Annotated in this window: 32 protein-coding genes and 1 riboswitch; of the genes, 21 read left to right on the top strand and 11 right to left on the bottom strand. The window is 66.4% G+C overall.

Annotated elements, in window-relative coordinates; all coding sequences use genetic code 11:
* Positions 1–16 precede the first annotated feature (16 nt).
* From AC5RWT_RS00470 to AC5RWT_RS00455, 4 genes are read left to right on the top strand one after another with little or no spacing between them, the layout of a single operon-like run.
* The gene (locus AC5RWT_RS00470) at positions 17–1,075 is read left to right on the top strand and encodes an iron-containing redox enzyme family protein (protein WP_494078666.1); all 1,059 of its coding nucleotides are present in this window, start codon (positions 17–19) and stop codon (positions 1,073–1,075) included.
* Entirely contained in the window at positions 1,072–2,112 is a 1,041-nt protein-coding gene (locus AC5RWT_RS00465) for a glycosyltransferase family 2 protein (protein WP_494078665.1), read from the top strand. Before AC5RWT_RS00470 ends, AC5RWT_RS00465 begins: the two co-directional genes overlap by 4 nt.
* A complete protein-coding gene (locus tag AC5RWT_RS00460; protein ID WP_494044355.1) occupies positions 2,042–2,251 on the top strand; it encodes a CDGSH iron-sulfur domain-containing protein in 210 nt (69 codons plus the stop codon). Before AC5RWT_RS00465 ends, AC5RWT_RS00460 begins: the two co-directional genes overlap by 71 nt.
* Before the next feature lie 42 nt (positions 2,252–2,293).
* Positions 2,294–3,160, top strand: a complete 867-nt coding sequence (locus tag AC5RWT_RS00455) for a phosphatase PAP2 family protein (protein WP_494078664.1) — start codon at positions 2,294–2,296, stop codon at positions 3,158–3,160.
* A 38-nt stretch (positions 3,161–3,198) separates the two neighbouring features.
* Here AC5RWT_RS00455 and AC5RWT_RS00450 read toward each other — a convergent pair whose 3' ends face one another.
* Entirely contained in the window at positions 3,199–3,543 is a 345-nt protein-coding gene (locus AC5RWT_RS00450; RefSeq protein WP_494078832.1) for an ArsR/SmtB family transcription factor, read from the bottom strand.
* A 237-nt stretch (positions 3,544–3,780) separates the two neighbouring features.
* On the opposite strand from AC5RWT_RS00450, the gene arsB reads away from it, so the two are divergent.
* The 4 genes from arsB to AC5RWT_RS00430 all read left to right on the top strand — a co-directional run bounded on the left by arsB (position 3,781) and on the right by AC5RWT_RS00430 (position 7,176).
* Positions 3,781–4,836 (top strand): ACR3 family arsenite efflux transporter, encoded by a 1,056-nt coding sequence (arsB, locus tag AC5RWT_RS00445; protein WP_494078831.1) that lies wholly within the window; start codon positions 3,781–3,783, stop codon positions 4,834–4,836.
* Between the two features lie 90 nt (positions 4,837–4,926).
* Positions 4,927–5,358 (top strand): arsenate reductase ArsC, encoded by a 432-nt coding sequence (locus AC5RWT_RS00440; protein WP_494078663.1) that lies wholly within the window; start codon positions 4,927–4,929, stop codon positions 5,356–5,358.
* 33 nt (positions 5,359–5,391) lie between these two features.
* Positions 5,392–6,846: an FAD-dependent oxidoreductase gene (locus tag AC5RWT_RS00435; protein WP_494078662.1), complete on the top strand. Its 1,455-nt coding sequence runs from the start codon at positions 5,392–5,394 to the stop codon at positions 6,844–6,846.
* A gap of 30 nt (positions 6,847–6,876) precedes the next feature.
* On the top strand, positions 6,877–7,176 hold the full coding sequence (locus AC5RWT_RS00430; protein WP_494044351.1) for a hypothetical protein: 300 nt from the start codon (positions 6,877–6,879) through the stop codon (positions 7,174–7,176).
* A 2-nt stretch (positions 7,177–7,178) separates the two neighbouring features.
* Here AC5RWT_RS00430 and AC5RWT_RS00425 read toward each other — a convergent pair whose 3' ends face one another.
* The 3 genes from AC5RWT_RS00425 to AC5RWT_RS00415 all read right to left on the bottom strand — a co-directional run bounded on the left by AC5RWT_RS00425 (position 7,179) and on the right by AC5RWT_RS00415 (position 9,086).
* On the bottom strand, positions 7,179–7,727 hold the full coding sequence (locus AC5RWT_RS00425; protein ID WP_494078661.1) for a DUF488 domain-containing protein: 549 nt from the start codon (positions 7,725–7,727) through the stop codon (positions 7,179–7,181).
* A 14-nt stretch (positions 7,728–7,741) separates the two neighbouring features.
* Positions 7,742–8,170 carry a LapA family protein gene (locus AC5RWT_RS00420; RefSeq protein WP_494078660.1) on the bottom strand — a complete coding sequence of 143 codons (429 nt, stop codon included), beginning with the start codon at positions 8,168–8,170 and terminating at the stop codon, positions 7,742–7,744.
* Positions 8,171–8,294: 124 nt separating this feature from the next.
* Positions 8,295–9,086 carry a hypothetical protein gene (locus AC5RWT_RS00415; protein ID WP_494078659.1) on the bottom strand — a complete coding sequence of 264 codons (792 nt, stop codon included), beginning with the start codon at positions 9,084–9,086 and terminating at the stop codon, positions 8,295–8,297.
* A 118-nt stretch (positions 9,087–9,204) separates the two neighbouring features.
* Between AC5RWT_RS00415 and glsA the strand changes: the two genes are divergently transcribed.
* Positions 9,205–11,019, top strand: a complete 1,815-nt coding sequence (gene glsA, locus AC5RWT_RS00410; RefSeq protein WP_494078658.1) for a glutaminase A — start codon at positions 9,205–9,207, stop codon at positions 11,017–11,019.
* A 2-nt stretch (positions 11,020–11,021) separates the two neighbouring features.
* On the opposite strand, the gene AC5RWT_RS00405 is transcribed toward glsA, so the two are convergent.
* On the bottom strand, positions 11,022–12,485 hold the full coding sequence (locus AC5RWT_RS00405; RefSeq protein ID WP_494078657.1) for an aldehyde dehydrogenase family protein: 1,464 nt from the start codon (positions 12,483–12,485) through the stop codon (positions 11,022–11,024).
* Between the two features lie 422 nt (positions 12,486–12,907).
* A riboswitch (cyclic di-AMP (ydaO/yuaA leader) is annotated at positions 12,908–13,071 on the top strand.
* A gap of 4 nt (positions 13,072–13,075) precedes the next feature.
* Between AC5RWT_RS00405 and AC5RWT_RS00400 the strand changes: the two genes are divergently transcribed.
* The 3 genes from AC5RWT_RS00400 to AC5RWT_RS00390 all read left to right on the top strand — a co-directional run bounded on the left by AC5RWT_RS00400 (position 13,076) and on the right by AC5RWT_RS00390 (position 17,916).
* Positions 13,076–13,975 (top strand): NlpC/P60 family protein, encoded by a 900-nt coding sequence (locus AC5RWT_RS00400; RefSeq protein ID WP_494044345.1) that lies wholly within the window; start codon positions 13,076–13,078, stop codon positions 13,973–13,975.
* Between the two features lie 532 nt (positions 13,976–14,507).
* On the top strand, positions 14,508–16,034 hold the full coding sequence (locus AC5RWT_RS00395; RefSeq protein ID WP_494078656.1) for an MDR family MFS transporter: 1,527 nt from the start codon (positions 14,508–14,510) through the stop codon (positions 16,032–16,034).
* 142 nt (positions 16,035–16,176) lie between these two features.
* On the top strand, positions 16,177–17,916 hold the full coding sequence (locus AC5RWT_RS00390) for an HNH endonuclease signature motif containing protein (RefSeq protein WP_494078655.1): 1,740 nt from the start codon (positions 16,177–16,179) through the stop codon (positions 17,914–17,916).
* Between the two features lie 77 nt (positions 17,917–17,993).
* Here AC5RWT_RS00390 and AC5RWT_RS00385 read toward each other — a convergent pair whose 3' ends face one another.
* On the bottom strand, positions 17,994–18,350 hold the full coding sequence (locus tag AC5RWT_RS00385; RefSeq protein WP_494078654.1) for a hypothetical protein: 357 nt from the start codon (positions 18,348–18,350) through the stop codon (positions 17,994–17,996).
* Positions 18,351–18,542: 192 nt separating this feature from the next.
* Here AC5RWT_RS00385 and AC5RWT_RS00380 point away from each other — a divergent pair, with 192 nt between their 5' ends.
* Positions 18,543–18,668 carry a hypothetical protein gene (locus tag AC5RWT_RS00380; RefSeq protein ID WP_494078653.1) on the top strand — a complete coding sequence of 42 codons (126 nt, stop codon included), beginning with the start codon at positions 18,543–18,545 and terminating at the stop codon, positions 18,666–18,668.
* A gap of 44 nt (positions 18,669–18,712) precedes the next feature.
* Here AC5RWT_RS00380 and AC5RWT_RS00375 read toward each other — a convergent pair whose 3' ends face one another.
* Positions 18,713–19,084 carry a DUF3040 domain-containing protein gene (locus tag AC5RWT_RS00375; RefSeq protein ID WP_494078652.1) on the bottom strand — a complete coding sequence of 124 codons (372 nt, stop codon included), beginning with the start codon at positions 19,082–19,084 and terminating at the stop codon, positions 18,713–18,715.
* Positions 19,085–19,374: 290 nt separating this feature from the next.
* Between AC5RWT_RS00375 and AC5RWT_RS00370 the strand changes: the two genes are divergently transcribed.
* The 3 genes from AC5RWT_RS00370 to AC5RWT_RS00360 all read left to right on the top strand — a co-directional run bounded on the left by AC5RWT_RS00370 (position 19,375) and on the right by AC5RWT_RS00360 (position 21,493).
* Positions 19,375–19,782: a ferritin family protein gene (locus AC5RWT_RS00370; protein WP_494078651.1), complete on the top strand. Its 408-nt coding sequence runs from the start codon at positions 19,375–19,377 to the stop codon at positions 19,780–19,782.
* Positions 19,779–20,600, top strand: coding sequence for a family 1 encapsulin nanocompartment shell protein (locus AC5RWT_RS00365; protein ID WP_494078650.1), 822 nt, complete (start codon positions 19,779–19,781; stop codon positions 20,598–20,600). The genes AC5RWT_RS00370 and AC5RWT_RS00365 overlap by 4 nt, the downstream gene beginning before the upstream one ends.
* A 242-nt stretch (positions 20,601–20,842) precedes the next feature.
* Positions 20,843–21,493: an SDR family oxidoreductase gene (locus tag AC5RWT_RS00360; RefSeq protein WP_494078649.1), complete on the top strand. Its 651-nt coding sequence runs from the start codon at positions 20,843–20,845 to the stop codon at positions 21,491–21,493.
* 86 nt (positions 21,494–21,579) lie between these two features.
* On the opposite strand, the gene AC5RWT_RS00355 is transcribed toward AC5RWT_RS00360, so the two are convergent.
* On the bottom strand, positions 21,580–21,882 hold the full coding sequence (locus AC5RWT_RS00355) for a DUF4193 domain-containing protein (RefSeq protein WP_494078648.1): 303 nt from the start codon (positions 21,880–21,882) through the stop codon (positions 21,580–21,582).
* A gap of 262 nt (positions 21,883–22,144) precedes the next feature.
* On the bottom strand, positions 22,145–22,894 hold the full coding sequence (locus tag AC5RWT_RS00350) for a M50 family metallopeptidase (RefSeq protein WP_494044337.1): 750 nt from the start codon (positions 22,892–22,894) through the stop codon (positions 22,145–22,147).
* 69 nt (positions 22,895–22,963) lie between these two features.
* On the opposite strand from AC5RWT_RS00350, the gene AC5RWT_RS00345 reads away from it, so the two are divergent.
* Both AC5RWT_RS00345 and AC5RWT_RS00340 read left to right on the top strand, forming a co-directional pair.
* Positions 22,964–23,578, top strand: coding sequence for a GyrI-like domain-containing protein (locus AC5RWT_RS00345; RefSeq protein WP_494078647.1), 615 nt, complete (start codon positions 22,964–22,966; stop codon positions 23,576–23,578).
* 136 nt (positions 23,579–23,714) lie between these two features.
* Positions 23,715–24,143: a DoxX family protein gene (locus AC5RWT_RS00340; RefSeq protein ID WP_494044335.1), complete on the top strand. Its 429-nt coding sequence runs from the start codon at positions 23,715–23,717 to the stop codon at positions 24,141–24,143.
* Between the two features lie 175 nt (positions 24,144–24,318).
* Here the strand turns inward: AC5RWT_RS00340 and AC5RWT_RS00335 are convergent, their stop codons facing one another.
* On the bottom strand, positions 24,319–24,744 hold the full coding sequence (locus AC5RWT_RS00335) for a helix-turn-helix domain-containing protein (RefSeq protein WP_494078646.1): 426 nt from the start codon (positions 24,742–24,744) through the stop codon (positions 24,319–24,321).
* Positions 24,745–24,900: 156 nt separating this feature from the next.
* Between AC5RWT_RS00335 and AC5RWT_RS00330 the strand changes: the two genes are divergently transcribed.
* The 3 genes from AC5RWT_RS00330 to AC5RWT_RS00320 are packed head-to-tail and all read left to right on the top strand — an operon-like array spanning position 24,901 to position 26,418.
* Positions 24,901–25,320, top strand: coding sequence for a MarR family winged helix-turn-helix transcriptional regulator (locus AC5RWT_RS00330; protein ID WP_494044333.1), 420 nt, complete (start codon positions 24,901–24,903; stop codon positions 25,318–25,320).
* Positions 25,321–25,325: 5 nt separating this feature from the next.
* Positions 25,326–25,526: a helix-hairpin-helix domain-containing protein gene (locus tag AC5RWT_RS00325; protein WP_494078645.1), complete on the top strand. Its 201-nt coding sequence runs from the start codon at positions 25,326–25,328 to the stop codon at positions 25,524–25,526.
* 28 nt (positions 25,527–25,554) lie between these two features.
* The gene (locus AC5RWT_RS00320; RefSeq protein ID WP_494078644.1) at positions 25,555–26,418 is read left to right on the top strand and encodes a class II glutamine amidotransferase; all 864 of its coding nucleotides are present in this window, start codon (positions 25,555–25,557) and stop codon (positions 26,416–26,418) included.
* Positions 26,419–26,442: 24 nt separating this feature from the next.
* Here the strand turns inward: AC5RWT_RS00320 and AC5RWT_RS00315 are convergent, their stop codons facing one another.
* Positions 26,443–26,919 carry an acyl-CoA thioesterase gene (locus AC5RWT_RS00315; RefSeq protein WP_364646072.1) on the bottom strand — a complete coding sequence of 159 codons (477 nt, stop codon included), beginning with the start codon at positions 26,917–26,919 and terminating at the stop codon, positions 26,443–26,445.
* Between the last annotated feature and the right edge of the window lie 46 nt (positions 26,920–26,965).

Below are 26,965 nucleotides of genomic sequence, written 5' to 3'. Positions count from 1 at the left end.
TCAGTAAGGAGACGCCGTGAAGCTTCCACATCCCCGGGGTCCGGTCAGCCAGACTCTGCTTAATGCCCTGCCACGCAATGATGCTTCGGATGCGCTGCCGCAGTTGCTGACCGCCGCCGGGCACGCCTTGGCCGCAACTGAGGATGTGCTGTACGACGACGATCTGCAGTTGGCGCTGTTCTGCCTGTACGAACTGCATTACGGCGGGCTGGACGGCGTGGACGACCGGTGGGAATGGGACGTGCAACTGCTGCAGGTCCGCGCCCTAATCGAGCAGCAGGTGGAGGCCAGGCTGCGCGAATCCGTCCATGTTTCCGCCCCGCACCAGCTGACGCCGCAGGCCGTGGCGGACCGGCTCTTCGAGCTCGCGGCGGACGACGACGGGCCAAGCGTCTCCGCGTTCCTGGCCCGGGAAGCCACGACGGAGCAGGCGAAGGAATTCGTGCTGCTCCGCTCGGTGTACCAGCTCAAGGAGGCCGACCCGCATACCTGGGCCATCCCGCGGCTGCGTGGCCGGGCAAAGTCGGCGATGGTGGAAATCCAGGCAGATGAATACGGCGGCGGCAAGCCCGGCCGGATCCACGCGGAGCTTTTCGCCAACACCATGCAGGGACTGGGGCTCGATCCGTCCTTCGGAGCCTACGTGGACCGCATTCCGGCTATCACCCTGGCATCCGTCAACGCCATGTCCCTCTTCGGGCTGCAGCGCCGCCTGCGCGGAGCCATCTGCGGCCACTTGGCCATCTACGAAATGACCTCGTCGATTCCGAACGGCAAGTACGCCCGCGGATTCCGCCGGCTGGGATTCGGCAACGAAGTGACCGAATACTTCGACGAGCATGTGGAAGCCGATGCGGTGCACGAACAGATTGCCGGGCGGGATCTGGCCGGCGGGCTGATTGCCGAGGACCCGTCGCTGGCCGCGGATGTGTTCTTCGGCGCCGGCAGCGCCCTGTATCTGGACGGTCTGGCGGGCGGCTGGCAACTGGATGCCTGGACCGCCGGCCGCTCCGCGCTGCGGCAGCCGCTTGATCCGGGCCGGGAGGTGGCGGTCGCCGTCGGTGCATCCGCGTGAGGATCGAGTATGTCCTGCCGCTGAAGTGGCAGGACGGCGCCGGCGACGCCGAACTGACCGCCTATCTGGAGTCGCTGCCGGAGTGGGCGGACCTCACGGTGGTGGACGGCTCGCCCGATCCGGTGTTCGCCCGGCATCACCTGCTTTGGCGGCAGCGTGCGCAGCATGTGCGCCCGGACGGGCCGCCCACGCCCAACGGGAAAGTGCAGGGCGTGCTCACCGGGCTGCGGCATGCCCGGCATGAGTGGGTGGTCATTGCCGACGACGACGTCCGCTACACGCCAGAGTCCCTGGCTTCAGTGGCGGAATTGCTGGAGCATGCCGAGCTGGTGCGCCCGCAGAATTACTACGAGCCACTGCCCTGGCACGCCCGCTGGGACACGGCCCGGTCGCTGCTGAACAGGGCCTTCGCCTCCGACTACCCCGGCACGCTGGCGGTCCGCCGCTCGATGCTGCTGCAGACACAGGGGTACCGCGGCGACGTCTTGTTCGAGAATCTGGAGCTCATTCGGACCGTCCAGGCCGCCGGCGGCCGCCGCATCAGGGCCAACGGGGTGTATGTCCGCCGGCTGCCGCCGACGCTGCGGCACTTCGCCGGCCAGCGGGTCCGGCAGGCCTACGACTCGCAGACCCAGCCGGCCCGGCTGGCCGTCGAGCTGCTGCTGCTCCCACTGATGCTGGTCTTGGTCCGCCGCCCCGCGGCCTGCACCGCGCTGGCGGCCACCGCCGTCGTACTGGCTGAGGCAGGACGGCGGCGCGCCGGCGGTACGCAGGTGTTCGATACCTGGGCCGCGCTGTGGGCGCCGCTCTGGCTGCTGGAGCGGGCGGTGACGTCGTGGATTGCGCTGGCCTGGCGATGCGCGGGGGGCGTGCCGTATTCCGGCCGGCGCCTGCGGACCGCGGCCAGCAGCCCGGCGGCGCTGCGGCGGCAGCTGAGCCATCACAATTTCACGATAGGAGAACCGGATGACGAGCAAGGAACCGACGGAGATCGTGGTGTGCCCCGACGGGCCGTTGCTGGTGCGCGGCGCCTTTGACCTGGTGGATGGCGACGGCGAGGCGGTAGCCCGCTCGCGGGAGACCGTAGCGCTGTGCCGCTGCGGCGGATCGGGCATCAAGCCGTACTGCGACGGCACGCACAAACTGTTGGCGGCCCGCCGCAAAGCGGCCCAGTAGTGCGCTGGCGGCACCGTGCTTCCGGGGCGCTGAGAGCCAGCTATGCCTGAGGAGTTCAACCGGGGACCCGCCGACGAGCCGTCCGCGCCCGTCCGCGGGCTGGCTGACGAGCGCTTTGTGGGCGGGCGGGACCTGACCAGGTGGACCACGCCGCCAGGAAAGTTGCTGGCGCGGTGGATGCACCGGATCAGCAGCATCCTGGGCCCGCACGCGGTGCTGATCCTCACGCTGGCAGCCGGCGCGCTGGTCGCCGTGCTGCTCACCGTCGCGTCGACGGAGATCTATGAGGCCGTGACCGAGGGCGACGGGGTTGCCGAATTGGACCGTCCGGCCCTCGACGCCGCCGAAAGCCTCAGGTCACCCTGGCTCAACACGGCGGTGACCACGTTCACGAACATCGGCGGCCCCATCGGCATGCCCATCCTCGCGGTCCTGGTTTTGGTCATCCTGACGTTCCGGCGGCGGTCCCGGACACCGGCCATCTTGATCATCACTGCTGCCGGAGGGTCCCTGTTGATGACCGTGGTGGCCAAGCAGTTCATCGGGAGGGCCCGGCCGGCGCTCGCAGATGCCGTGCCGCCCTTCGAATCTTCCGCGTCCTTTCCCAGCGGACATTCGCTGAACGCGGTGGTCATCGCCGGGATCGTGGCCTACCTGCTCATGCTCCGCCAGACGACCCGACGAGCCCGGTTCCTCACGGGCGGCGCCGCCGTTTTGTTTGCGCTGGCCATGGGGTTAAGCCGGGTCTACCTCGGCCATCACTGGTTCACCGACGTTCTGGTCGCCTGGACCCTCGGAGTAGCGTGGCTTGCCCTGGTCATCACCGCCCACCGGCTGTACCTGACGGTCTGGTATCGCCGGGAGGGACCGGTCCACAGCCATCGGAAGTCCCCGCCCGCCGAGCGCTGACCAACTGCCGGCGGGTGCGCGCTCGCTGCAGACGGCCTTCATCGGGACTCGGCCAGGACCCCGGCAAGATGGTCGAGCGCGCCGGGAACCAGCGAGAAATAGGCCCACACCCCGCGCTTTTCCCGGTGCAGGATGCCGGCGTCCACCAGGACCTTCAGGTGGTGAGATACCGTAGGCTGCCCCAGCCCGAGTGGCTCGGTGAGATCGCAGACGCAGGCCTCTGATCCGTCGCTGGCGGAGATCATGGAGACCAACCGCAAACGGTTCGGATCGGCCAGGGCCTTGAACTGCGCGGCCAGCGAGCCGGCACGTTCGGCGCTCATCGGGCGCGCGCCGCTTGGCGTGCAGCAGGAAACATCGTCCCCCTCCGCGCCGGTCGGCATCCGTTCGCCGTCGGGACCGGTTTGCGTGGGACCGATTTGCTCGGGACCGGGCACCAGATCGGTAACTGACGTCATGCCATCCATTATGCACAGATTGACAGTTGTCGATGTGTCCGCGGATACTCTGTATCGACGAACATCGATGCCTGTCCGTCGCCCCAACGCCGTGTCCCCGTCCTGAGGAGCCTTGTGAGCACCACCGTTGCAGCACCGGATACCAGCCAGGTGGCGGCCCGGATGTCCACCCTCGACCGTTTCCTTCCGGTCTGGATCATCGCGGCCATGGTCGTCGGCCTGCTGCTCGGCCGCTTCGTCCCCGGCATCGGACCGGCTCTCGATTCCGTCCAGATCGCCGACGTTTCGCTGCCCATCGCCGTCGGGCTGCTGGTGATGATGTACCCGGTGCTGGCCAAGGTCCGCTACGACGAAACCCACCGGGTGGTCGGCGACAAAAAGCTCATGGTCGCCTCACTGGTGATCAACTGGCTGGCCGCGCCCGCGTTCATGTTCGCGCTGGCCTGGATCTTCCTGCCGGACCTGCCTGAATACCGGACCGGCCTGATCATTGTGGGACTGGCCCGCTGCATCGCCATGGTGATGATCTGGAATGACCTGGCCTGCGGCGACCGCGAGGCCGCAGCCGTGCTGGTGGCGATCAACTCCTTGTTCCAGGTCTTCGCTTTCGGCGCGCTGGGCTGGTTCTACCTGCAGCTGCTGCCGTCCTGGCTGGGCCTGCCGACCACCAGTGCCGAGTTCTCTTTCTGGGCGATCACGGCGTCCGTGCTGGTGTTCCTGGGCATCCCGCTGCTGGCCGGATTCCTGACCCGCACGCTGGGTGAAAGGGCCAAGGGGCGCCAGTGGTACGAGGGCAAGTTCCTGCCGAAGCTGGGGCCGTGGGCGCTGTACGGCCTGCTGTTCACCATTGTGCTGCTGTTCGCGCTGCAGGGCGACGAGATCACCTCCCGCCCGCTGGACGTGGCCCGGATCGCGCTGCCGCTGCTGGTCTACTTTGTGGTGGTGTTCGGCGCCGGCATGGTGGTGGGCAAGCTGCTGAAAATGGGCTACGAGCGCACCACCACGCTGGCCTTCACGGCGGCCGGCAACAACTTCGAACTGGCCATCGCGGTGGCGATTGGCACCTACGGGGTGACTTCCGGGCAGGCGCTGGCCGGCGTCGTCGGCCCTTTGATTGAAGTTCCGGTGCTGGTGGCCCTTGTCTACGTGGCGCTCTGGGCCCGACGCCGGTTCTTCGCCTCGCCGGCCGAGGCGCCGCGTGCCGCTATGTCCCGCTAAACCGACATCCGGCCCGCCTTCCCCGGCCGGCCCTCGACAGACCCGGCCCCGGCCGACGCCCACTTCCCACCCTCCAGGAGCATCCAGCACATGACCGCCGAAACCACTCAGAAGCCTTCCGTCCTCTTCGTCTGCGTGCACAACGCCGGCCGCTCGCAGATGGCCGCCGCCTACCTCGGCCATCTGGCCCAGGGCGCCATCGAAGTCCGCTCCGCCGGATCGCAGCCGGCCGACCAGGTGAATCCCGCCGCGGTCGAGGCGATGCGTGAGGAGGGCATCGACATTTCGGCCGAGCAGCCCAAGGTACTCACCACCGAGGCGGTCAAGGTCTCCGACGTTGTAGTGACCATGGGCTGCGGCGACGAGTGCCCGTATTTCCCCGGCAAGCGCTACGAGGACTGGGTGCTGGAGGACCCCGCCGGCAAGGGCGTGGATTCCGTCCGGCCGATCCGCGACGAGATTAAGGGCCGCATCCAGCAGCTAATTTCCGAACTGCTGCCCGCCGCGCCGGACGCCCGTTAGACCGATCCCCTTTCCACGGTGAGGACGCCGACCATGAGCCAGGATCAGAATCGCGCGGAACTCCCCGTCGTCGTTGTTGGCGCCGGCCCCATCGGCTTGGCTGCCGCAGCTCACCTGCTGGAGCGCGGACTGGTGCCGCTGATCTTCGAAGCCGGCGATGCCGCCGGCGCCGCCATCAGCGCATGGGGGCATGTCCGGCTGTTCTCCCCGTGGCGCTACAACATCGACGCCGCGTCCCGCCGGCTGCTTGAGGCTGCCGGCTGGGAAGAGCCGCGGTTGTCGGCTTTGCCCTACGGTGCCGAGTTGGTGAAGCACTACGTCGAACCGCTGGCCGCCGTGCCGGTGCTGCGAGACGCACTCCGCACTGCGTCGCGCGTGGTGGCGGTGAGCCGGGCGGGTCTGGACAAAACCCATTCACGGGACCGGACCGCGACGCCGTTCCTGGTTCGGGTTAAAAATACTGCGGGCACCGTCACCGACCATTTGGCCCGCGCCGTCATCGATGCGTCCGGCACGTGGAGCCGGCCGAACCCGCTGGGCCAAGCCGGGTTGCCCGCTCCCGGTGAAGCCGACGCCCTCGCCGCCGGCTTCATTACCGAACCACTGCCCGACGTCACCGGCCGGGACCGCGAACGCTTTGCGGGCAAGCACGTTGTGGTGGTCGGAGCCGGCCACTCGGCCGCCAACACCCTGCTCAACCTCGGCCAGCTGGCCAAGAACGAGCCGGGCACCCGGATCAGCTGGGCTGTCCGCGGTTCCACCGTGACGCGGCTCTACGGCGGCGGCGATCTGGACGGACTGCCGGCCCGCGGGCAGCTGGGCACCCGGTTGCGCAAGCTGGTCGAAGACGGCCATGTTGAGCTGCACACCTCGTTCACCATCATGGGGTTCAAGAGCGCGGACAGTTTGGTGGTCATCGGCAGCACGCCCGACGGCGAGGTGCAGCTGGATGTGGACCTACTGATCCCGGCTACCGGCTTCCGGCCCGATCTGGACATGCTCCGCGAAGTCCGGCTGGAGCTGGACCCCGCCGTCGAAGCGCCCCGGGAGCTAGGCCCGCTGATCGATCCGGAATTCCACAGCTGCGGCACCGTTCCTCCGCACGGCGCCAGGCTGCTGGCCCATCCCGATGTGGATTTCTACCTTGCCGGAATGAAGTCCTACGGCCGCGCACCGACATTCCTGCTGGCCACCGGCTATGAACAGGTCCGTTCCATCGCCGCGGCCCTGGCCGGGGATACTGCGGCCGCCGACAACGTGGAGTTGGACCTTCCGGAGACCGGCGTCTGCTCCACCGACGTGGGCAGCAGTTGCGATGTTCCGGCCGCCGTGACCGTGGGACATGAGGCCTCTGCCGCGGAAGCGTCCGTTCCCGAGGAAGCAGCCGGAAGCTGCTGTTCCGCGCCGGAGCCGGTTTCCCTCGGATTCCCCACCGGGTTGCTGCATGGCCGCTCGGGCGAGGCTTCATCATCAGATGCTCAGCGATAGGCTGGAAGTCCCGAACTTGAGGAGAGTTCCATGGCTTCCGTTGCCCCTACCCTGTTGACCAGCGCCGGCCTGATCGGCGGTTTCCAAACCGCCCGCGCCACCAAAAACCGACCACTCGGCGGGGCCGTGCTGGCCGCGGCCGGCGCCGGTGCCTTTGCGCTGTGGAAGCGCGACGCCGGTGCGGGCCGGGCTGCTGCGCTCACCGCCGGATACCTGGCCGCCTTCGGGCTGTCCCACCCGCTGGCCAAGAAGATCGGCGCCTGGCCGTCGGTCTATACAGTGACGGCGACGACGGCGGTGGCGTCTCTGGTCTTCGGCCGCAAGCGCTGACCTTAGTCCTCCGCACGGTCCCAGAAAAGCACACCGTCGTCGCTTCTGGCGCCGGCCGACGGCTCATGGACTGATTCCTTGCCGCCCGGCAGCAGATGCACCACCTCGAAATCGTGCAGGAGCACCAGCACATCAGAGATGAGCCGGCGATGGCATCGCCACCACACGCTCTCGCTGCACATGATCGCCACCTCTGCGGCCTCGGCATCCGACAGCAGCCCATCCAGGCCATCGGCGAATTCCGGAGTGCGGGTGTAGGCGGCATAAGCGCGGAAAGCAGCAACCCGCCACCAACCGTCGGGCTCCGGCTCCCCTGCCGGAATCCTTCGTCGTCCGCCCAAGGCTTTTTCCCAGCGGTAGCCGAGACCGGCCTCGCGAAGCCATCCGGCGAGCGCTTCGCTGCCCATTTCCGGGTGCTTGCGGCTGCCCGGGAAACGGCGGACGTCAAAGACTTTCTGCACGCCGGCTCCGTTGAGCAGTGCAACCAGTTCGTCAGGCGTGCTGGTGCCGTGACCAAACGTGAACAGCCGGCGGGCAGCGTCCCGTGTCATCTGCGCCACCGGCGCTAACGCGGCTTCGTACCGTTCTTGCGGATCTTGCGGTCCCTGTGGCGCAATTGGATGATGCGGGCGGCTCCGGAAGCGGCAACGACAATGCCGCCAGCAACCGAGGCGATGAACAGCGCGAGTCCCAAGGCGACCTGCCCCTCGAAACCGAAGTAGCGCAGCAGGACCTGATCCTGGTTCTGAGCAATGAAGACGATCAGCAGCACCAGGAGGATCAGCGCGATGACAACCGCCGTCCAGATCACCCCCAGGCGTGTGCCTAGCTGCTTCGCCGGTGTTCGCTCCGGCCGGTCGCTGACGGGCCCACCGGGCCTGGGCTCAAATGCGTCGGACCCACTCCGGCCGGAGCCGCCGGACGGTCCCGTGCCCGATCGGCCGCCCTCAGCCTCCACGTCGTCCGGCCCCGTGCCCTGAGGATTGGAAGTCATTGCTGTCCCGCCTTTCGCCGCTGCCGCCGTTTCCCACAGCGTAGACGAACACCCCGCCGGGCAACACCGCGCCCGGCGGCAAAGGCCCTATTGTCGCTCCTCCACAGGCTGCTTTTCACTCGATTCACTCCGCCAGGTTGCTGCGGAGGAGCTTGAAAAAGCGCTTCTGGTACTCCGGCCATTCGTCGCTGGCCAGCACACGTTCTACGCTGTGCCGGACCCACTCGCCGTCCCAATAACCCAGCTTGACCAGCTGCGGCAGCAGCACGGACAGCCTGCGGTCCTCGGGGTTGGCCTCGTCGAACTGCATGGCGCTGGCGCCTTTGACTCCGGGCACGCGGAACAGCTCTTTCAGCGTCACCTCGATCAGTGCGGGCCGTTCCCGCAGGAACTTCAGGAAGTTGATGCGCTGCACCTGCGTCTCGCTCAGCAGAAGCAGCATCGCCCCGCGCTGGGCCGGTGCGGGGACCAGCCCGTCACGGACCCAGTCAAACATTGCCTCAATACCTCGGTTGCGGTCCCAGCCTTTCGGGTTCCGTTCATACCGGTCCGACCAGGATTCAACGAACAGCTCCAGCCGGTCCGGGAACAGCGCCGGCGGCGCATCGCGGGCCACCTTGCGGTCGGTGTAGGACAGGCCGGCCGCACGTTCCGCCCCGATGCACGCCATGTGCGCGATGTCCGCGGCGGCCCAGTGGTCTGCCTGCAGCTCGCCCAGCCACCACCCGCCGGGAGAGCGTGCGCCAGTTGGCTCCGCCGACACCACCAAGCGGAGCTTCCGGACCAGGGACTTCTGCCGCTGCTTCTCGTCGTCGTCCATGGCTGCCGCGTAAGCGAGCGTCCCGGCGCGGTCGCCGGCCGCCAGCAGATCGAACAACGGATTGTCGACCGCCGCCGTCGGCAAAGAATCACTCATGCAGCAAATCTAGCCCGACCAAAGGCCGGACCGGGTGAGCGGCAGGATCCGGTTCGCGGGCGGTCTCCGCACGCCTGCGCGGCCTGGCTCCTGCGTCCAACCGCATAGGCTGGCAAGCATGGACTCCCCTATCCAGAGCTACCTGCGCACCTTGCACACCGAGCTCGCCGGACTCAAGGACGGCAAGCCCTACGGCGGCATCCCCGCGATGGCGGGGGTGGACCCTGACAAGTTCGCCATCTGCCTGGCCACGGTGGACGGCTACGTATACGAGGTGGGCGACTCCCGCGAAGAGTTCACCATCCAGTCCATTTCCAAGCCCTTCACCTACGGGCTTGCACTGTCCGATCTGGGCCTGGAAGCCGTGGACCGGAAGGTCGACGTGGAGCCGTCGGGCAACGCCTTCAACGAGATCTCACTGGCTCCCGGTACAGGCCGCCCGGCCAACGCCATGATCAACGCCGGGGCGCTAACCGCCACATCGCTGATCAAGGGCAGCGGCGGCAAGGCCGGCTTCCGCCGCATCTTGGAGCACTATTCGGCCTTCGCCGGCCGGGAGCTGTCGGTCAGCGAGCGCACCTACCAGTCGGAGGCGCGGCACGGCTACCGCAACCGGGCACTGGCCCACCTGCTGCGCTCCTTTGAGATCATCGAGCAGGAGCCGGACCCGGTGGCAGAGGACTACTTCCGGCAGTGCTCGGTACTGGTCACCTGCCGCGACCTGTCCATCATGGCCGCCACGCTGGCCAACGGAGGCAGCAACCCGCTGACGGGCAAACAGGTGCTGGACCTGGAGGTGGAGGAACGGGTTCTATCCGTCATGGCCACCTGCGGCATGTATGACGACGCCGGGGCGTGGCTCTCGGACGTGGGCATGCCGGCCAAGTCAGGAGTCGGCGGCGGACTGCTCGCGGTGCTGCCGGGCCAGCTGGGCCTGGCCGTCTATTCACCGCCGTTAGACGATCACGGCAGCAGCGTCCGCGGCGTGGAGGCGAGCCGGCGGATCTCTCACGACATGGGGCTGCACTTCGTCCGGGCGGCCCGCACCGGCCGCAATGCCATCCGCGCCAGCTACGACATCGCCGACGCCCCGTCCGGCATCCGACGCACCGACGAGGCCGCAGACGTGCTGCGGGACAACGCGCACCGCTCCCGTGTGATCGAGCTGAACGGTGACCTGCTGTTCGCCGGCACGGAATCCATGGTCCGCGAGGTCAGCGACCTGGACGAGTCGGTGGAACTGATCGTCCTGGACATGCGCCGGGTGGATGAAACCGCCCCGGTCGCCCTGGACATGCTGGAGCAGCTCCGGACCTCGCTCGCGCAGGCCGGACGCAGTCTGGTGCTCATCGACGGCGAAGGCGCCCTGGCGCAACGGTTCGAAGAAGACGGCCGGGCGGTGCCGTCGTTCGCCACCCGCACCGCCGCCGTCGAATTCGCCGAAAACCAGTTGATCGCCAGCTACGGGGACGAACTCTGCCAGCCGGCCACTGTGGACGTTGCCGACTCGCCCGCGCTCAGTCCGCTCGCCGCCGAGGACGCCGCTGCGCTCGCCGAACTGATGGAAGAGTACAGCTACGACGACGGCGACGTGATCCGCCGCATCCGCCAGCGCTTCGGCGGCGTCTACTTCATCCTGTCCGGCAGCGTCGTCACCACGTCGCCCGGTCCGGAGAACAGCCGGGTCAAACTCACCACCCTCAGCGCCGGCATGACGTTCGGCGAAATGGCACTGGGCAGCGCCGACCGGCAGGAAACCACCGTACGCGCCCACGGAAAGGTACGGGTCAAACTTCTCCCGGCCGAGGCGATCAGTAGGCTGGAGAGCGAAAACCCCCGCCTCGCCGTCGAGCTGTGGAAGGCGCTCACCCGCGACGCGTACGCCCATGTAGACCGCTACATGCGCGAGACCGCCGTACGGATCCGCGACTGAAGCTAGAACGGGTACTGGGCGTGTCCGCTCTGTTGGATGGTGATCCAGCGCTCCTCGGTAAACGAATTGATGCCGGCCTGGCCGCCGAACTTGCCGTAGCCCGACTCGTGGATGCCGCCGAACGGGGCCATCGGCTCGTCCTGCACCGGCTGGTCGTTGACGTGGCTGATGCCGGTCTTGAGCTGCTGCGCCACATTGAGGCCTTCTGCAATGTTCTCGGTGATGACGCCGGAGGTGAGTCCGTAGTTGGTATCGTTGGCCAGCTTCACCGCCTGTTCCGGGCCGTCCACCTCCATCACGGTGGTGGCTGAACCGAAGATTTCCTCCTCGTAGATCCGCATCTCTTCCGTGATGCCTGACAGGACCGTCGCTGGCACCACCGCTTGGCCCGCTTTCTCTCCGCCGGCCAGAACCTGCGCGCCCTTGGAGACGGCGTCGTCGATCAGTGCGTACTGCCGGTCCGCCGAGCTCTGGTTGACCTGCGGCCCAATGACGGTGGCCTGGTTCATCGGGTCGCCGGTGGGCAGCTTGGCCACCTTCTCTGCAAAGCGGCTGGAGAATTCCTCGGAGATGCTGCGGTCCACGATCACCCGGTCGACGGACATGCAGATCTGCCCGGCGTTCATGAACGCGCCGAAAGCCGCCGCCTGGACGGCGTAATCGATGTCTGCGTCTTTCAGCACCACCAGCGAGTTCTTGCCGCCAAGCTCGAGCACCGCCGGCTTCAGGTTCTGCGCGGCCAGCGTGCCAATGATTCGTCCGACTTTGGTGGAACCGGTGAAGTTCACGTTCCGCACGCGCGGGTCGGAGATCAACGTGCTGACTACGTCGTTCGCGTCCGCGCGGTCGTTCGTGATCACGTTGAGCACGCCCGGCGGCAGTCCGGCGTCCAACAGGGCGTCCGCGAGGAACAGGCCGCAGGCGAGCGGTGCGTCCTCGCTGGGCTTGAGCACCACCGTATTGCCCACGGCCAGCGGGATGGCCATGGCGCGGATGCCCAAGATGAAGGGCGCGTTCCAGGGCGAGAGCGCCGCCACCACACCATAGGGCTGGCGGACCGAGAGCGAGAACTTGCCCGGCAGGTCGGTGGCGAGCACATCACCTCGCGGAGCGGTAGTGGCCGCCGCGGCCGAGCGCAGGATGTTGGCGGCCAACTGGACGTTGAAGCCGGCCCAGACCGCTACTCCCCCGACCTCTCCGGCCATCAACTCGATGCCCTGCTGCATCCGTTCCTCCAGCAGATCGGCTGCTTTGAGGAAGATTTTCGCCCGCTGAGTGGGAGGGGTGGCGGCCCAGGAGTCGAAGGCCGACGACGCCGCGTCGACGGCGCGCGTGACATCCTCCGGACCGGCGGCGGCGACGGTGGCGTAAGTGTCACCGGTGTAGGGGCTGATGTCCTCGGTGGTCTTGCCGGAAACCGCCGGGACGTGCTCGCCGTTGATGATCAGATCGCGGGTGATGGGCATGGCGCTTCATTCCTCTCCGAAGTGGCTGGGCCACGCCGCCGGCCAAGCCGAAGCGCCGGCCGTTCCCGCGGCCCGGATAATCCGGAGCCTACTCCCGCCGGCGGACTCCGACAATGGCAGTCAAGTGCCTTGTGGGAGAGGGTCGAGACGGCCCCATTTGGTGATGATGTTCACTCGGGAAGCGCGGAAATGGACCTAAAAAAGGGGTGGCGACCGCTGTCTGTTCCAAGGGATGTAGCAGTCCGGCTCTTTCGTTTCGGCGCGAAACGGGCCTTGGATCATTAAAGTTTTCGGGCTTTCAGGTTATCCACAGGTAAATTTCAGGACTTGGACAGTTATCGAACCGTTATGTAACGTAATCATCACGTCGGCGATCATAGCCGTCGTCCTCGGAAGGTATTGCTGAGCTCTGCCAACCTTCCCGAGTTAGTTCGCTAGACATCTGGCAGAGGCGGGGGACCCACTTTCCGGGCCCTCTTGGGGCCCTTGGGGTTAAGTCGCGTGGAGTGCATACCGCACTGCCGCACGACCGGGTGACTCCCATCCGAATCCGACAGCTCACCTCGTAGGCATTGGGAGAGGTTTACTTCTTGCTGCTCAAAAACAACCGTGCACGCCACCGCGCCACCCCCGTTCGCAACACCACCGTGGCTGGCCTGTCCAACGCTATTTCATCCCACGCCGGCACCGTCGGCCGCAGTGCCGCCGTTGTCACGGCCGCCGGTGGCCTGATGCTGGGCGTCGGCATGCCGGCCAACGCCGCCGCCGATGTCACCGTCCCGACCTACGGTGCAGCCGATGTGGCCGACACCGTTGCCGCCCCGGCCAACGCCGGCCTCGAGGTGGAGCGGGCCTCGGTTACCACCGAAGCTGCTTCCGACGCCGCCACCCACACCGTGGTCGCCGGCGACACCGTAGGCACGATCGCCGCCCAGTACGGGAAGAACGTGCAGGATGTGCTGGCCGCCAACGGGCTGAACGCTTACACCCTCATCTACCCGGGCGACGAGATCGCACTGACCGGTTCCGCGCAGGCCCAGTCCGGCGGCCAAGCTGCCCAGGGCGCCGGCGTAGCCACCGCGGCGACGCAGGCTGCACCGGCCGACACCGCCACGGTCTCGTTGGCCAGCGCCGACATCAAGCCTGCCTCCACCGGCGGCAACAAGAGCATCGTGGACATCGCGATGACCGGCCTGGGCACCCCCTACGTTTGGGGCGGCACCAGCACCGGTGGCTGGGACTGCTCAGGATTCACCCAGTGGGTCTACGCCCAGGTCGGCGTGGACCTGCCCCGCACCAGCCAGATGCAGGGCGGCGCCCTGACTCCGACCAGCAACCCGCAGCCGGGCGACCTGGTGGTGCAGAACGGCGGCGGCCACATCGGAATCTACTTGGGCGACGGCAAGATGATCAGCGCGCTCAACCCGAGCCAGGGCACCTTGGTGCACGACGTGAGCGCCATGCCGGTAACCGGGTACTACACCATCTAGCACCCACAGTCTCCTGGGCCGGTTATTCCCCCAACGGCCGGGCCAGGATCACAGGGAGCCCCGTCGGCCATGCGCCGGCGGGGCCTCTCCTCTTTAATGGCGTTTAAAGGCGGGGCATCCTCTTCGACCGCGCCCCTGGATTCAAGAGGTTTATCGCTCGTCCTCTCCTCTTTAACCTGCCGGCACCTCCTCCACAACCCGCGGGCAGCTCCTCCTTACCTCGCGGGCTCGTCTTTAAGCGGGCGCTCCTCTTTAACAGCGGAGCTTCTCTTCTTTAGCGGGGGCATGCACCACACCGTCCAGCGCTGGCCCAAGGCCAGAACGTCAGGACCGGGCCCCCGGCTTCCCCGCCCAACTCCCAGGTGACGCGGCCGCGGCGGCGAGCACCGCCGTCGTTATGTGGCAGAGCTTGGAGCGGAGCGGGAATAGGCGCTGGTGACCGAGAGTTAGACTACTATTCCGCCGTTTCTGCGGCGTTCTTGGCCCCTACCGGCCGACCACAACAGCACGCAATCCACCCGAGGATTCTCCCGTGAGCAATGAACCGTTGACGAATAGTGCCTCGGCGCAGCCCAGACAGACCAAGGGCGGTTTGACGGCGGACGAGTCGCGCCGCAACCGACGCGTGATCGGCATCCTGCTGGTTTCCGCGTTTGTGGTGATCTTGAACGAAACCATCATGTCCGTGGCCCTGACCGACCTGATGGAAGACCTGAACATCAGCGCCCGCGCGGCCCAATGGCTGACCACCGCATTCATGCTGACCATGGCGGTGGTCATCCCGGTGACCGGATTCCTCTTGCAGCGTTTCACCACGCGCCAGGTGTTCACCGCCGCCATGCTGCTGTTCTCATCGGGCACGCTGCTGGCCGCGCTGGCTCCGGGGTTCGAGGTGCTGCTGGTGGCGCGCGTGGTGCAAGCGTCGGGCACGGCGATCATGATGCCGCTGCTGATGACCACGCTGATGAACCTGGTTCCGGCGGAGGACCGCGGCAAGACCATGGGCAACGTCTCGATTGTCATTTCGGTGGCACCGGCGATCGGCCCGACCATCTCCGGCCTCATTCTGAACACGCTGTCCTGGCGCTGGATGTTCTGGCTGGTGCTGCCGATCGCGCTGGCCATGCTGTTGGTCGGCAACCGACGGATCCAGAACGTCAGCGAGCCCAGGCAGGTGCCGCTGGACGTGCCGTCGGTGGTGCTGTCCGCTATTGGCTTCGGCGGTCTGATTTACGGCCTCAGCCAGGTGGGTTCCGGGCACGGAACAACGACGGCGGAGCCCACCTCGGGTGCCGCGATGTGGATCGCGTTCGCGGCCGGTGGAGTGGCGCTGCTGGTGTTCCTGCTGCGCCAGCTGCGGCTGCAGCGCGCGGACAAGGCGCTGCTGGATCTGCGGCCCTTCCGCACGGTCAATTTCTCCATGTCCGTGGGGCTGATGGCCCTGAGCATGGCGGCCCTGTTCGGCACCATCATTCTGCTCCCTATATATATGCAGCAGGTTCTGGGGCTGGAACCGCTGCAGATCGGCCTCATGATGCTGCCTGGCGGACTGCTGATGGGTCTGCTGGCGCCTTTTGTTGGCCGGCTGTACGACAAGTTCGGGCCAACGGTGCTGTTGGTGCCGGGCACAGCAGTGGTCAGCGCCGTGCTCTGGTACTTGTCCACCGTCAGCGAGAATACGGTTCCGCTGACTCTGCTGGCCGCGCATATCGTGCTGAGCGTCGGGCTGGCGCTGCTGTTCACGCCACTGTTCACGGCTGGCCTGGGCTCGGTGCAGCGGCCACTGTACTCGCACGGCAGCGCGATCATCGGAACCGTGCAGCAGGTGGCCGGCGCGGCCGGCACCGCCATGTTCGTCACCGTGATGTCCATGCAGACAGCTGCGCTTGCCGCTGGCGGCGCGGAAACATCGACGGCGGTGGCCGGAGGCGTGCGGGCTGCTTTCTTCGCCGGGGCAATCATCTCTGTGGTGGCCGTGGCGGCCGCGTTCTTTGTCCGGAAGCCGGTGGAAGAAGAACCCGCGGAGGTCGCCCAGGAAGGTGCGCCAGCCGCGCACTAAACCTGCTTGAGGTGCGCGGCCACTCTGCTCCATGGCACCTGCCAGGGGCACCCCACCTCCACAGGCGCCAATCGCCGGCACCTCTTCCACATCAGCGTTTCCATCTCTCCTGCCCCTTTTGAGTCCTCCTTAGGCTTGATCTATGGCGATCGAGGTGCTGAGTATGGCTCAGGGAGCGGAGCAGGATGATTCCGCTCTGCTGGCCCGGCTGCGTGCCGAAGTCGCGAGTTTCAACGATAAGCTTCGTGCCAGCGGGCTGGCCCGCAGCACCAAATCCGTGGCCCGGACTGCGGCGCAGGTGGAGGAGCTGGCCAATACCGTTGCCCAAAGCCAACTCATACTGGCCCGGATCATCAAAGAGCAGAACATCGCCGCCGTCGGCGAAACCGAGAAACCCCACGACCCTGATGACCCGAACCGGCAGAAGCGTGGCGCCTTCAAGTCGAATGAGGATTTTCTGCGGGCCAAGCTGGGCATCGCCCGGCAGGAAGCCGCGCGCCGGTTCCAGCTGGCCGAGGCCACCGAAGCCCGGCCTGTTCCCGACGGCACACCGACCGCGCCGCCCCGGCTGCCGGTACTCGCCCGCGCGCTGGACGAAGGGCGGGTGTCCGGCCTGGCAGCGAACCTTATCCGCAAGGCGGTGGACGGGCTGCGCCGGATCGCTGAACCGGACCGGTTGCGCAAGATGGAAGAGGCACTGGTGAAGCACGCCTCCGAGTACGACGCCGACTCGTTACGGGACCTGATCCGGCACTGGGAGGGCGGCCTGAACCCCGGCGGCGCCGACCCGACAGCCGCCGAGCTGAAAGCACGCCAAGGATTGTTCTACCGCGGCCGCCGCAACGGTCTGCACTGCTACGAAATCAACGCCACCGATGAGCAAAACGAGGTTCTGGCAACCGTCTACAACACGGCCACCAATCCGCGCCTGCGGGAAGGGACCGCAACGGCCGGCACTGTCGGGTTCGAAGGCACAGGCACGCCCGGTGCCGCCCCCGAGACCAGGGACGACGCTTCCGTCGAAGACGCTGCTGCGTCCAGCCAGGAGTTGGACGGGCGGACCCGTCAGCAGAAGCAACTCGACGGACTCATTGGTGCCTGCAAGGTCGCTCTGACCACAGACCAGCTGCCGGCAGCCGGCGGACGCCGGCCCCAGGTACTGGCCACCATTGGCTACAAGGACCTGGCCACCGACCTTGGCCGCCCAGGAACCGGAACCTTCTCCGGACCGCTCAGTGCCAAGACCATCCGCCGGATTGCCTGCGACGCAGACATCATTCCGGTGGTCCTCTCCGGCACGGGCGTGATCCTGGACGTCGGCCAATCCCAGCGGCTGTTTCCCAAATACATGCGGCTGGCGATCATCGCCAGGGACGGAGGCTGCGCCTTCCCCGGCTGTACCGCACCGTCACCCTGGACGGAAGTGCACCACATCCGGTGGTTCGAAAAGGGCGGCCCAACATCCACCGACAACGGCGTGATGCTATGCAGTCACCACCACCACCTCATCCACGAAGGAGACTGGCGGATCGAAGTCATCAACGGCGTCGCCTGGTTCTTCCCACCGCCCGACATGGATCCGGCACAAAAACCACTACGCAACCACGTCTGGCTGAAGAACGCCCACCTGCCCGAATGCCAGCCGGAACCGGCGGTGCTCGGCATCAGTTCCGGGCAGTCCACCGACCCGCCGTGTGAAGACTTGGGTGGTTCTGACGCTGATGTTCGAGGAACGCCAGTTCACCATTCGGGCGCAACGGAGCGTGCGGAGCAAGAAGAACTTGATATTGGCTTGGCCTCCGGCTTAGAGACCGACAGCCCAGGCAGATGTTCCAGCCCGTTCCGCGGGTGGCCAGATCAACCGGCAGCGCCGCCGTTCTGAGGGCGCTGGGCAGCTAGGCAATCGAGGCGCCCGTCAGGTCCTAGCCGCACGATGACAAGGCGCGGGCAGTCGGAACTCTAGCCGGCGCTGTAGTCGTCGCACGCCTTTTGCATGGAGGCGACGGTTTCGGCCGGGATCTGATCGCCGGATTCGGCGATCTGCGACATCGGACCGGTGATCTCGGCGGGAACGCCGGCGGCGTCTGCGGCCGAGACCAGTCCGCCGAGCAACTGCTGTTCTTCCGCACCGATGCTGCCGTCCCGGATCGGAGCGCACGCCTGCTTGACGGCTTCGCCCACGGCGGCGTTCGCCAGATCGGACGCGGCTTGGCTGACGGCCTCGGAAGCAGCGTTTGCGGCCTGGTCGGCGGCGTCGGAGGCGGCCTGTTCGATCTGTCCACAACCGGTGGCGACCAAGGCCACGAGCGGGAGCATCAGCAGAGCAGAGTATCGGCGAATCACCCCGCAACATTACTATGCGGCACTCGCTTTCCCTCATTCGGGGAATGCTGCTCGCCCGGGTAGCAAGTCCCGCCACCGCGTTGCTGCTGCCGGGCTCAGCAGCCGCGAAGCCGAGGTCCTCCGTCACTTGGCCAGCGGCTAAAACAACGCGGAAATTGCGTCGGGATGTTTCGTGGCACCGAGACCATCAAGACCCACATCGAGTCGATTCTTTCCAAGGTCCGGGTTCGGGACCGCACGCAAGCCGTTATCGCGGCCTATGAATCCGACTTCATGCGGCCCGGCGCCTGAGTCTCCGGCTTTGATGGAGGGCTTTGGTCTCGCAGCGCTCGGTTCTAGACGTCGGCGGTGTACTTGCCCGCGGCGATGAGCATTAAACCGCCAACGGCGACGACGACGGTCCCGGTCAAAAGGCTCGCAGCTACCGTTGCGGCGCCAGAAGCCATCAACCAGCGGCCCAGTCTGCGCCGTTTCGACAGGGATTCGGGCTGTTGCGCGGCCAGCGGCTCTTGCTGGCTGACGATCGGTAAAGACAAGGTGATCACTGCGCCGGTGTCGCCCGGAGGTTCGGTCTCGCTTGGATGCCGGGTCCCAGTAGGCCACGGCATTCCCGGCATCGACAGCATCCGGGCCAACACCGGATTTTCGGCGGCGAAATGCCGTTCGATTCTTGCTAGTTCACGCTGTTCTGCGTCAGAAAGTTTCATCGTTGGTGCCGGCCCGTTCTGTGAAGGACGCGGGCACCTGCGTGTGGCTGTTCATGGGATTCTCCCGGTGGGGCAACTGCTAAGGGACTTTAGAGTATGAAAATCACAGCCGGCACAACAGTCGGTTGAGAACTGTTACGCGGAGGGCTCGCGCATCATGAAATCCGCGGACAATTCCAGCCCCGGACGCCGCCGCAAATGCCTGGGCGTGCCCGCCGCGGTCAGGGGTAGTCAGGTGGCCGGGCCGTGGCTACGCTGACTCAGAGGCACAACCTCACGGAGGAATCCAGATGGGCTTTGACCAGTATCACGAACCCGCCCAAGAGCTCTCCGCCGAAACGCGGACGTTTGCGCGCATGTGCGCCAACCTGACCGAGGAAGCCGAGGCGATCGGCTGGTACGAGCAACGGATGTCGCTGGAAAAGGATCCGGAATCGGTCGCCATCATGGAGGATTCCTTGGCGGAGGAGTTCAAGCATTTCAGCATGGACCTAGAGTTCCTGCTCCGGCGAAAGCCGAAATGGCGCCAGATTGCCCGCGGCACGTTGTTCCAAGACGGCGACATTGTGGCCAACGGCGGCGCCGCCGAGGCTTCGGCTGCAACCGGATCGAACCCCGAAGGGCCGGGCACAGGCTCCGGGCCGGGGCGCCCTGATTCGTCGCTGGGGATCGGCAGCCTCAGGGAGGACTTCGCATGACCGCTAACCACCTGCTGCGCGAGCATGCCCCGATTTCCGACGGCGGCTGGAGGCTGTTGGACCAGGAAGCCAGGGAACGGCTCACCGTGGCCTTGGGTGCTCGCAAGATGGTCGATTTCGCAGGCCCCTACGGCTGGGAGTATTCGGCCACGAATTTGGGACGCACGGAACGGGTGACCGGGCCGGCGCCCGCCGACGGCGTGGCGGCGCGACGGCGCGGAGTGCTCCCCTTGGTGGAGGTCCGGGCACCGTTCAAGGTTTCCCGCATGGAACTGCTGGACCATGATCGAGGAGCGGCCGATGTGGACCTTACCGATCTGCGTGAGGCTGCACTCCAAATTGCCATTGCGGAGAACTCAGCCGTCTTCCACGGCTGGAAGCAGGTGGGTATCACCGGAGTCACCAGCGCCACACCGCACGCGCCCATACCGCGCGTGCCAGACTTCAACGACTACCCCAAGCGCGTGGCCAAGGCGGTCTCGGCCCTGCTGCAGGTGGGCATAGGCGGGCCGTTCGGACTGGCGCTCGGCCCCGGACACTACACCGCCGTGGTGGAGGCGACGGAGCGCGGCGGATATCTGCTGTCGGAGCACCTGCGCAAGCTGCTGGGCGGCCCGATTATCTGGGCGCCCGGGGTCCGCGGGGCGATAGTGATGAGCCTGCGCGGCGGGGACTTTCTGTTCGAGTCGGGCCAGGACCTGTCCGTGGGCTACGACCGGCACGACGAAGAGTTCGTTTATCTGTACATCGAGCAGTCGTTCAGCTTCCGCGTGGCCACTCCGGAGGCCGCGATCCACCTGACCGGCAGCGACGGTTAGCCGGCGGACGGCTCACGCCAGACACCCTACGGGTAACGGCGCGGGTTGACCGCAAAGACACCGCCGCCCAAGCCAGCGCCGCACCCGCCAGGCGGTCCGGCCCGAGGCGAGCACCGCCGTCGTACTTCATGGCCCTCCGGCCCGAGGTGGGCACCACCGTCGTACTTTCGGACGTGAGGGGCGCTGGCGTGGGGCCGGTTGGCGTGCCTAAGTTGGAGAGAGACCGCAACGGAAGGAATCATATGTCCCGCATTGCCATTATTGGCGGCCACGGCAAGGTCGCGCTGCACCTCTCCCGCATCCTCGCCGGCCAGGGCCACGAAGTCAGTTCGATGATCCGCAATCCCGATCAGGCCGCCGATGTCCGGGACGCGGGCGCCACGCCGGTGCTTGCCGACGTCGAGACCGCCACCGCCGAGGAGTTGGCCGATCAGCTGCGTGGGCACGAGGCCGTTGTGTGGTCGGCGGGTGCCGGCGGCGGCAATCCGGAACGGACCTATGCCGTGGACCGCGATGCGGCCATCCGGTCGATGGATGCCGCGGCGGCGGCCGGTGTGCAGCGGTACATCATGGTGTCCTACCTGGGCGCAGGCAAGGATCATGGAGTTCCGCAGGACAATTCGTTCTTCCCCTACGCCGAGGCGAAGGCGGCCGCGGACGAGTACCTGAAGTCAACGTCGCTGGATTGGACGATTCTGGGTCCCGGCGCTCTGACGATGGAGCCGGCGACCGGAAAGATCCAGGCCGGACCGGGAACGCCGGGCGGTCAGGTGAGCCGGGAGGACGTCGCGATGGTCGCGGCGGAGGTGCTGGCCGTTCCGTCCACCACCGGCAAGGTGATCGAATTCATCAACGGCAGCACCCCGATCGGCCAAGCAGTCCGCGACGTGTAAGGCACGCGCTGTCCCGGCAACCGCCGCTTTGCCTTAAACAACAGAACCCCGCGCTGCCATCAGCGCGGGGTTCGGAATGTGAAAGTTTAGCCTTCGCAGTCGCGGCAGTACTTCTCGCCGTTCTTATCGCGGGCTACCTGGCTGCGGTGGCGGACCAGGAAGCAGGAGGAGCAGGTGAATTCGTCCTCACGGGGAGGAACAACCTGCACTACCAGTTCTTCGCCGGAGAGATCAGCACCCGGAAGGTCAATGCCCTCGGCGGTGTCCGAATCCTCGACGTCGATCAGCGCGGTCTTCGCACCACCGGAGCGCTGGGCCTGAAGGGCTTCGAGCGACTCATTGTTGTTGTCGTCGTCCTTGTTGCGCGGTGCGTCGTAATCGGTTGCCATGCGGGTTTAGAACTCCTGATGCTCTCGTTTGTTTTGACCTATCTGCGAGCGCCCATCATAGCTGCTCATCTAGACATTTCAACATCGATTCCACAACGTCTCGCGCAGGGCGATAATTCCCGCCCCTCGGGAACCCCGGCAGTACGCCGGGAAGGCGGAATTGACTGTGGGCAAGACCACCACGAGCGGCGGTTGCAGTCGACGGTTCGCGGGGCACCAGTGAGGGGTTTGCGCAGGTCGGTGAGCGTTTACGCGGCAGCGGTCAAAGGTTCACCAGGTCGCCAACGCCGGCCACTGTTGCCACTGCCCCGGCCCAGCAGGCCAAAATGACCAGCGCGAACCCGGCCAGCCAGAAAGCGGCAGGAATCCCGGTCCGCTTGGCGATGATGAACGCATCCGAATTCGCCAGCTGATGTCGGCGCCGTGTGTGGACGCTCAGCAGATTCAACCAGTCCCGCACGGCCCCCACCAGCAGCCCGATGCCAATGGCCAAAGTCACATGGCCCAGGAACTCCGCCGGCGCAAACCAGACCAGCAGTTGGGAGGCAACCGCCAGTCCCACGGCGATCACGATGCCCTCGAGGTTCCGGATGAACAGCAGCGTGGCCAGCAGCAGGAGCGCGCTCACCGACAGCGCTGCGCCAGACCAACCGGTGAATGCGGCCCACACCAGCACCGCCCCCACCAGCGCGGGCACCGGGTATCCCCAGAACCCTGCCCACGCGGCCGAGGCACGGCCCGCCCCGCGGCTGATCATCGCGCCGGACTGGTCGAACCGCAGATGGATGCCGCGCACCAGCCGACCGGTGGTCAGCGCCGCGAAAGCGTGCCCAAGCTCATGGACCGCCGTGACGAACAACCCGAAGTACCGCCAGCTGCTGCGCGGAACCGACAAGACCAACGCAGCAGCCAGGATGAGGGCCAGTTCCAGGATTCCGGTTTCCAGCGGTTCACCGCGGGTGAACCCGTCGGTGATCCTGCGCCACCATTCGGCGGCGAACTGCTGCAGCATTTTCCCTCGTCTCAGCCGGTGACTTACGCGATATAACTAGACCACATTCACCGACTGCGGAAAGCAAACATGGACAAGCTGGATTTCAAGAAAGACCAGAAGGAGCTCTATTCCTCGGGCAAGGATTTCCGCTTGGTCACCGTCCCACCGATGCAGTTTCTGCAGGCAGACGGCCACGGCAATCCGAACTCGTCCGCGTGGTACGGCCAAGTGATCGAAGCACTGTATTCCGTCTCTTACGCGTTGAAGTTCGCCAGCAAGAAGCAGTTCGCCCGCGACTATGTGGTCGGCCCGCTGGAAGGCCTGTGGTGGGCCAAGGACATGTCCGCCTTCACCCGCCGCGCCAAGGACGAGTGGTCGTGGACGCTGATGCTCCGCCAGCCCGACTGGCTGGGCGCGGACCACATCGAAGACGCGATGCTGCAGGCAGCGGCCAAGAAGGAACTCCCGGCGGTGGACTCGCTCAGGCTCGGGTCGCTGGATGAAGGGCTGAGCGTCCAGGTCATGCATGTTGGCCCGTACGACGACGAAGGCCCCGTGCTGGCCCGGCTGCACGATGAATACCTGCCGTCTAACAAGCTGGAACCGGTGGGCCGCCACCACGAGATCTACGTCAGCGACCCCCGGAAGACCGAACCGGCCAAGCTCAAGACCATCCTGCGCCAGCCGGTCCGCCGGGCCTGAGGCGCTGCCTCCGGACGCGAAAGTTGACACTTCAACATTATTTCTGTCAAGATTTACTTGAAGCGTCAACCTCCTGATGCTTATCGCTCGTTCCTGACGGCCGAGTTCCCCTGACCATCGAAACGGTGACAACATCATGACCAATTCAGCTTTGACCACCACCGCACGCACCGTCCTCCGCGTTATCTTGGGCTTCCTCTTCGCAGCCCACGGCTGGCAGAAGTTCAACGAATGGACCATTGCCGGCACCCAGGCCGCGTTTGGCCAGATGGGCGTCCCCGCCGCCGACCTCGCTGCCCCGATCGTCGCCGGACTGGAACTGGGCGGCGGCATTGCCCTGATCCTCGGCGTACTGACCCGAGTGGTCGCCGCTCTGCTGGCCCTGGACATGATCGGCGCGCTGGTGCTGGTTCACGCTTCCGCCGGTGTCTTCGTTGATGGCGGTGGCTACGAATTGGTGCTGCTGCTCGGCGCCGCCGCACTGGCACTGGCACTGGTCGGCCCCGGCCGGATCTCGGTTGACCGCGCCGTCTTCGGCAAGACCAAGCTGGCGGCCATGGCCTAATCTCCGCCACACATAGCAACTTCAACGGGCAGGCGCAGCCGCAAGGCTGGACCTGCCCGTTTTGCTGTCCATCGGGGGCATGCCGGTGAGGTTTAGCACCGGGATGCCCGGACCGTGCGTGGAGTCGGGCGCCGGCGGCGTGGCCACCGGCCACAGGCCAGCGTGACTTCGGAGCCTAAGCGGCCATCAGGATGGACGACGGCGGAGGCACAGCCTGGGCGCCCGAGCCCGGGCCTGGGTCACGTTCCGAGCCGAGGCCCAAGGGAGCCGGCGTCAATGAACTCGGCGGAACCGATTGGGTCAGATCCAGTACCGGCCGGCGCTCGGCCGCAGCCAGTTCACGGTGCGCCGCTGCCAGGAAAGCCGCCAGCCCGGAGCCCAGCGATGCACAGACCGCCGCGAGAATCTCCGAGGAGGCTTCTTTGCGTCCGCGCTCAATCTCCGACAGGTACTGAATGGACACCCCGGCGCGACTGGCAACGTCGTCGAGCGTGCGCCGCTGGCGACGACGTTCCCGGCGCAGCACGGTTCCGTAGACGTCGCGAAGCAGCGGGACCGGTCCGGATGCGGGATGGCGATGCAGCTTTTGAAGTTCGAGCACGGTGGAACTCCCTCCTGGCTGGTTCCATCGTAGAAAGCTGCGGCACAGGAGTCAGCATGGTCTGCTGACGGCAGAAAAGGGTGCAAGCTAACAGATCCGCGGCGAAATCGACGGATTTAGTCGATCAGCATGAGGTCGCCCTTGTAGGGTGGCGGCATGGCACCTCTACGACCCATCGGATTTTGGCTGAAGCTCGTTGACCGCCTGATCGACGAGCAGTTCATCGAGACCATGGAAGAACACGGAATCACGCGCCGGCAGTGGCAGCTGATGAACCTGCTGGCGGACAAGCCGTCCACCGCCGAGGAGCTCACCGATGCCTTGGGCCCGTTCATCCCGGAGACGGAAGACGAAGGGCCGCAGGCGCCGGTAGAAGAACTGGTGGAAAGCGGCTGGGTGAGTTCCACGGACGGGCACTACGCGCTGACCGACACCGGCCGGGCCAGCCTGGCCTCGCTCGGCGACGTGGTTGACCGCACGCGGGCCGTCCTGGCCCAGGGCATCAGCGACGACGAGTACGCCGCCACCCTGGACGTCCTGGAACGCATCGCCCGCAATCTCGGCTGGGACGGCTAGGACCCATGGCCGCGCCGCACGAATTGCCGGCGGTCGGCGGACCGGCCACCCGCGCCCTGGTCGCGGCCGGCATCACGGACTTGAATACGGCGGCCCGCCGCACCGAGGCTGAACTGCTGGCGCTGCACGGCGTGGGGCCAAAGGCGGTACGGATTCTGGCGGAAGCACTCGCGGCCTCCGGACAGTCCTCGCGGAGGGAAGACTAGAAGCGCCTGAGGACGGAGGGCATTACTGATGTGCAGGTTGTTTGGGCTCCATGCGGGCGGACACCGCGTCCACGCCACCTTCTGGCTGCTGGGTGCCCCTGACAGCCTTTCCGAGCAGGGCAGACACCAACCCGACGGAGCAGGCATCGGCATCTTCACGTCGCTCGGCGCACCGATTGTCAGCCGGCAAGCCGAATCCGCCTGGCACGGGCGGACGTTCGAACTCGCCGCACGGGACTTCACGTCGTCCACGTTCCTGGCCCACGTGCGGTATTCGTCGGGCAGCAAGGCCTCCGTTGCCAATACCCACCCCTTCGAACAGGACGGCCGGTTGTTCGCGCACAACGGCGTCTGCCGCGGGATGGACCTGCTGGACGAGCGGTTGCAGCACCTTGGAGCCGCGCACCTGGTGCGCGGCCAGACCGACAGCGAACGCATCTTTGCGCTGATTACGGCGGAAACACGCCGCAGCCATGGCGACGTGGCCCAGGGCATCAGCGACGCCCTCGGCTGGATCATCGACACCCTGCCGCTCTACAGCCTGAACATGATCCTGACTACGCCGGACCACTTGTGGGCGCTCCGCTACCCGGAAACCAATGAGCTGTACATCCTCGAGCGCGCTGCCGGCGATCCTGCTGGACACCAACTCGATGCCCGAAGCAGCCGCATCCGGGCGCACTTTCCTGACCTGGCACGGTATCCCGGCGTCGTGATTGCCAGCGAAATCATGGACGGCGAAGCCGGCTGGCGGCTGATGGAACCAGGGGAAATGGTTTGCGTCGGCCCGGACCTGCACGTGGAATCGAGCAAGCCGTTCCCGTCCAGCCCCACGTTCCCGCTGGCACTGTCCCAGCTGGGCCGGCATGCCCTCAGCCAACAACCCGACTGAACCCGGCCCACCGCCGTCGTTGTTTCAGCGGAAGTTGGGCTCGCCCAGGTAGGGTTCCAGGATCTTCCGCTGGCGGTCGCTCAGGCGCAGCAGGCGGCCGGAGTCCGTGTGGAAGAACGCCAGCGTGGTTTCGGCCAGCACGCACTGCTCTGCGGTCACCGGGTCCATGATCATGTACGCGATGGTCAGGCTGGCGCCCTTGATCGCGCTGATCCAGACCTCCACATGGGCCGGGATGTTGCGGTAGTTCAGCGGCCGGACGTACTTGACCCGGTGCTCGGCCACCAGCGCCTGGGTGGATTCCGGCAGGTCGGAAAAGACCGGCAGGTCCACCTCGAGTCCGGGTCCGCCGGTCCCGGCCGGCGGACCGAACGCGTGGATGCGCGCTTCCTCCAGGATCCGCAGGATCTCCACATTGTTGATGTGCCCGTAGGCATCCATGTCGCCCCAACGCATCGGAACGTTGCAGGACAGTCGCTGGGCGGAAGGTGTCTCGGTCATGGCCCGATTTACTTTACCGGCCGTTTACGCTGTGGAAACTGTTTGG

The organism is Arthrobacter sp. Dra40 (assembly GCF_059091905.1).
Note: the sequence above shows the minus strand (reverse complement) of the source record. Positions and strands in the feature narration are given on the sequence as shown.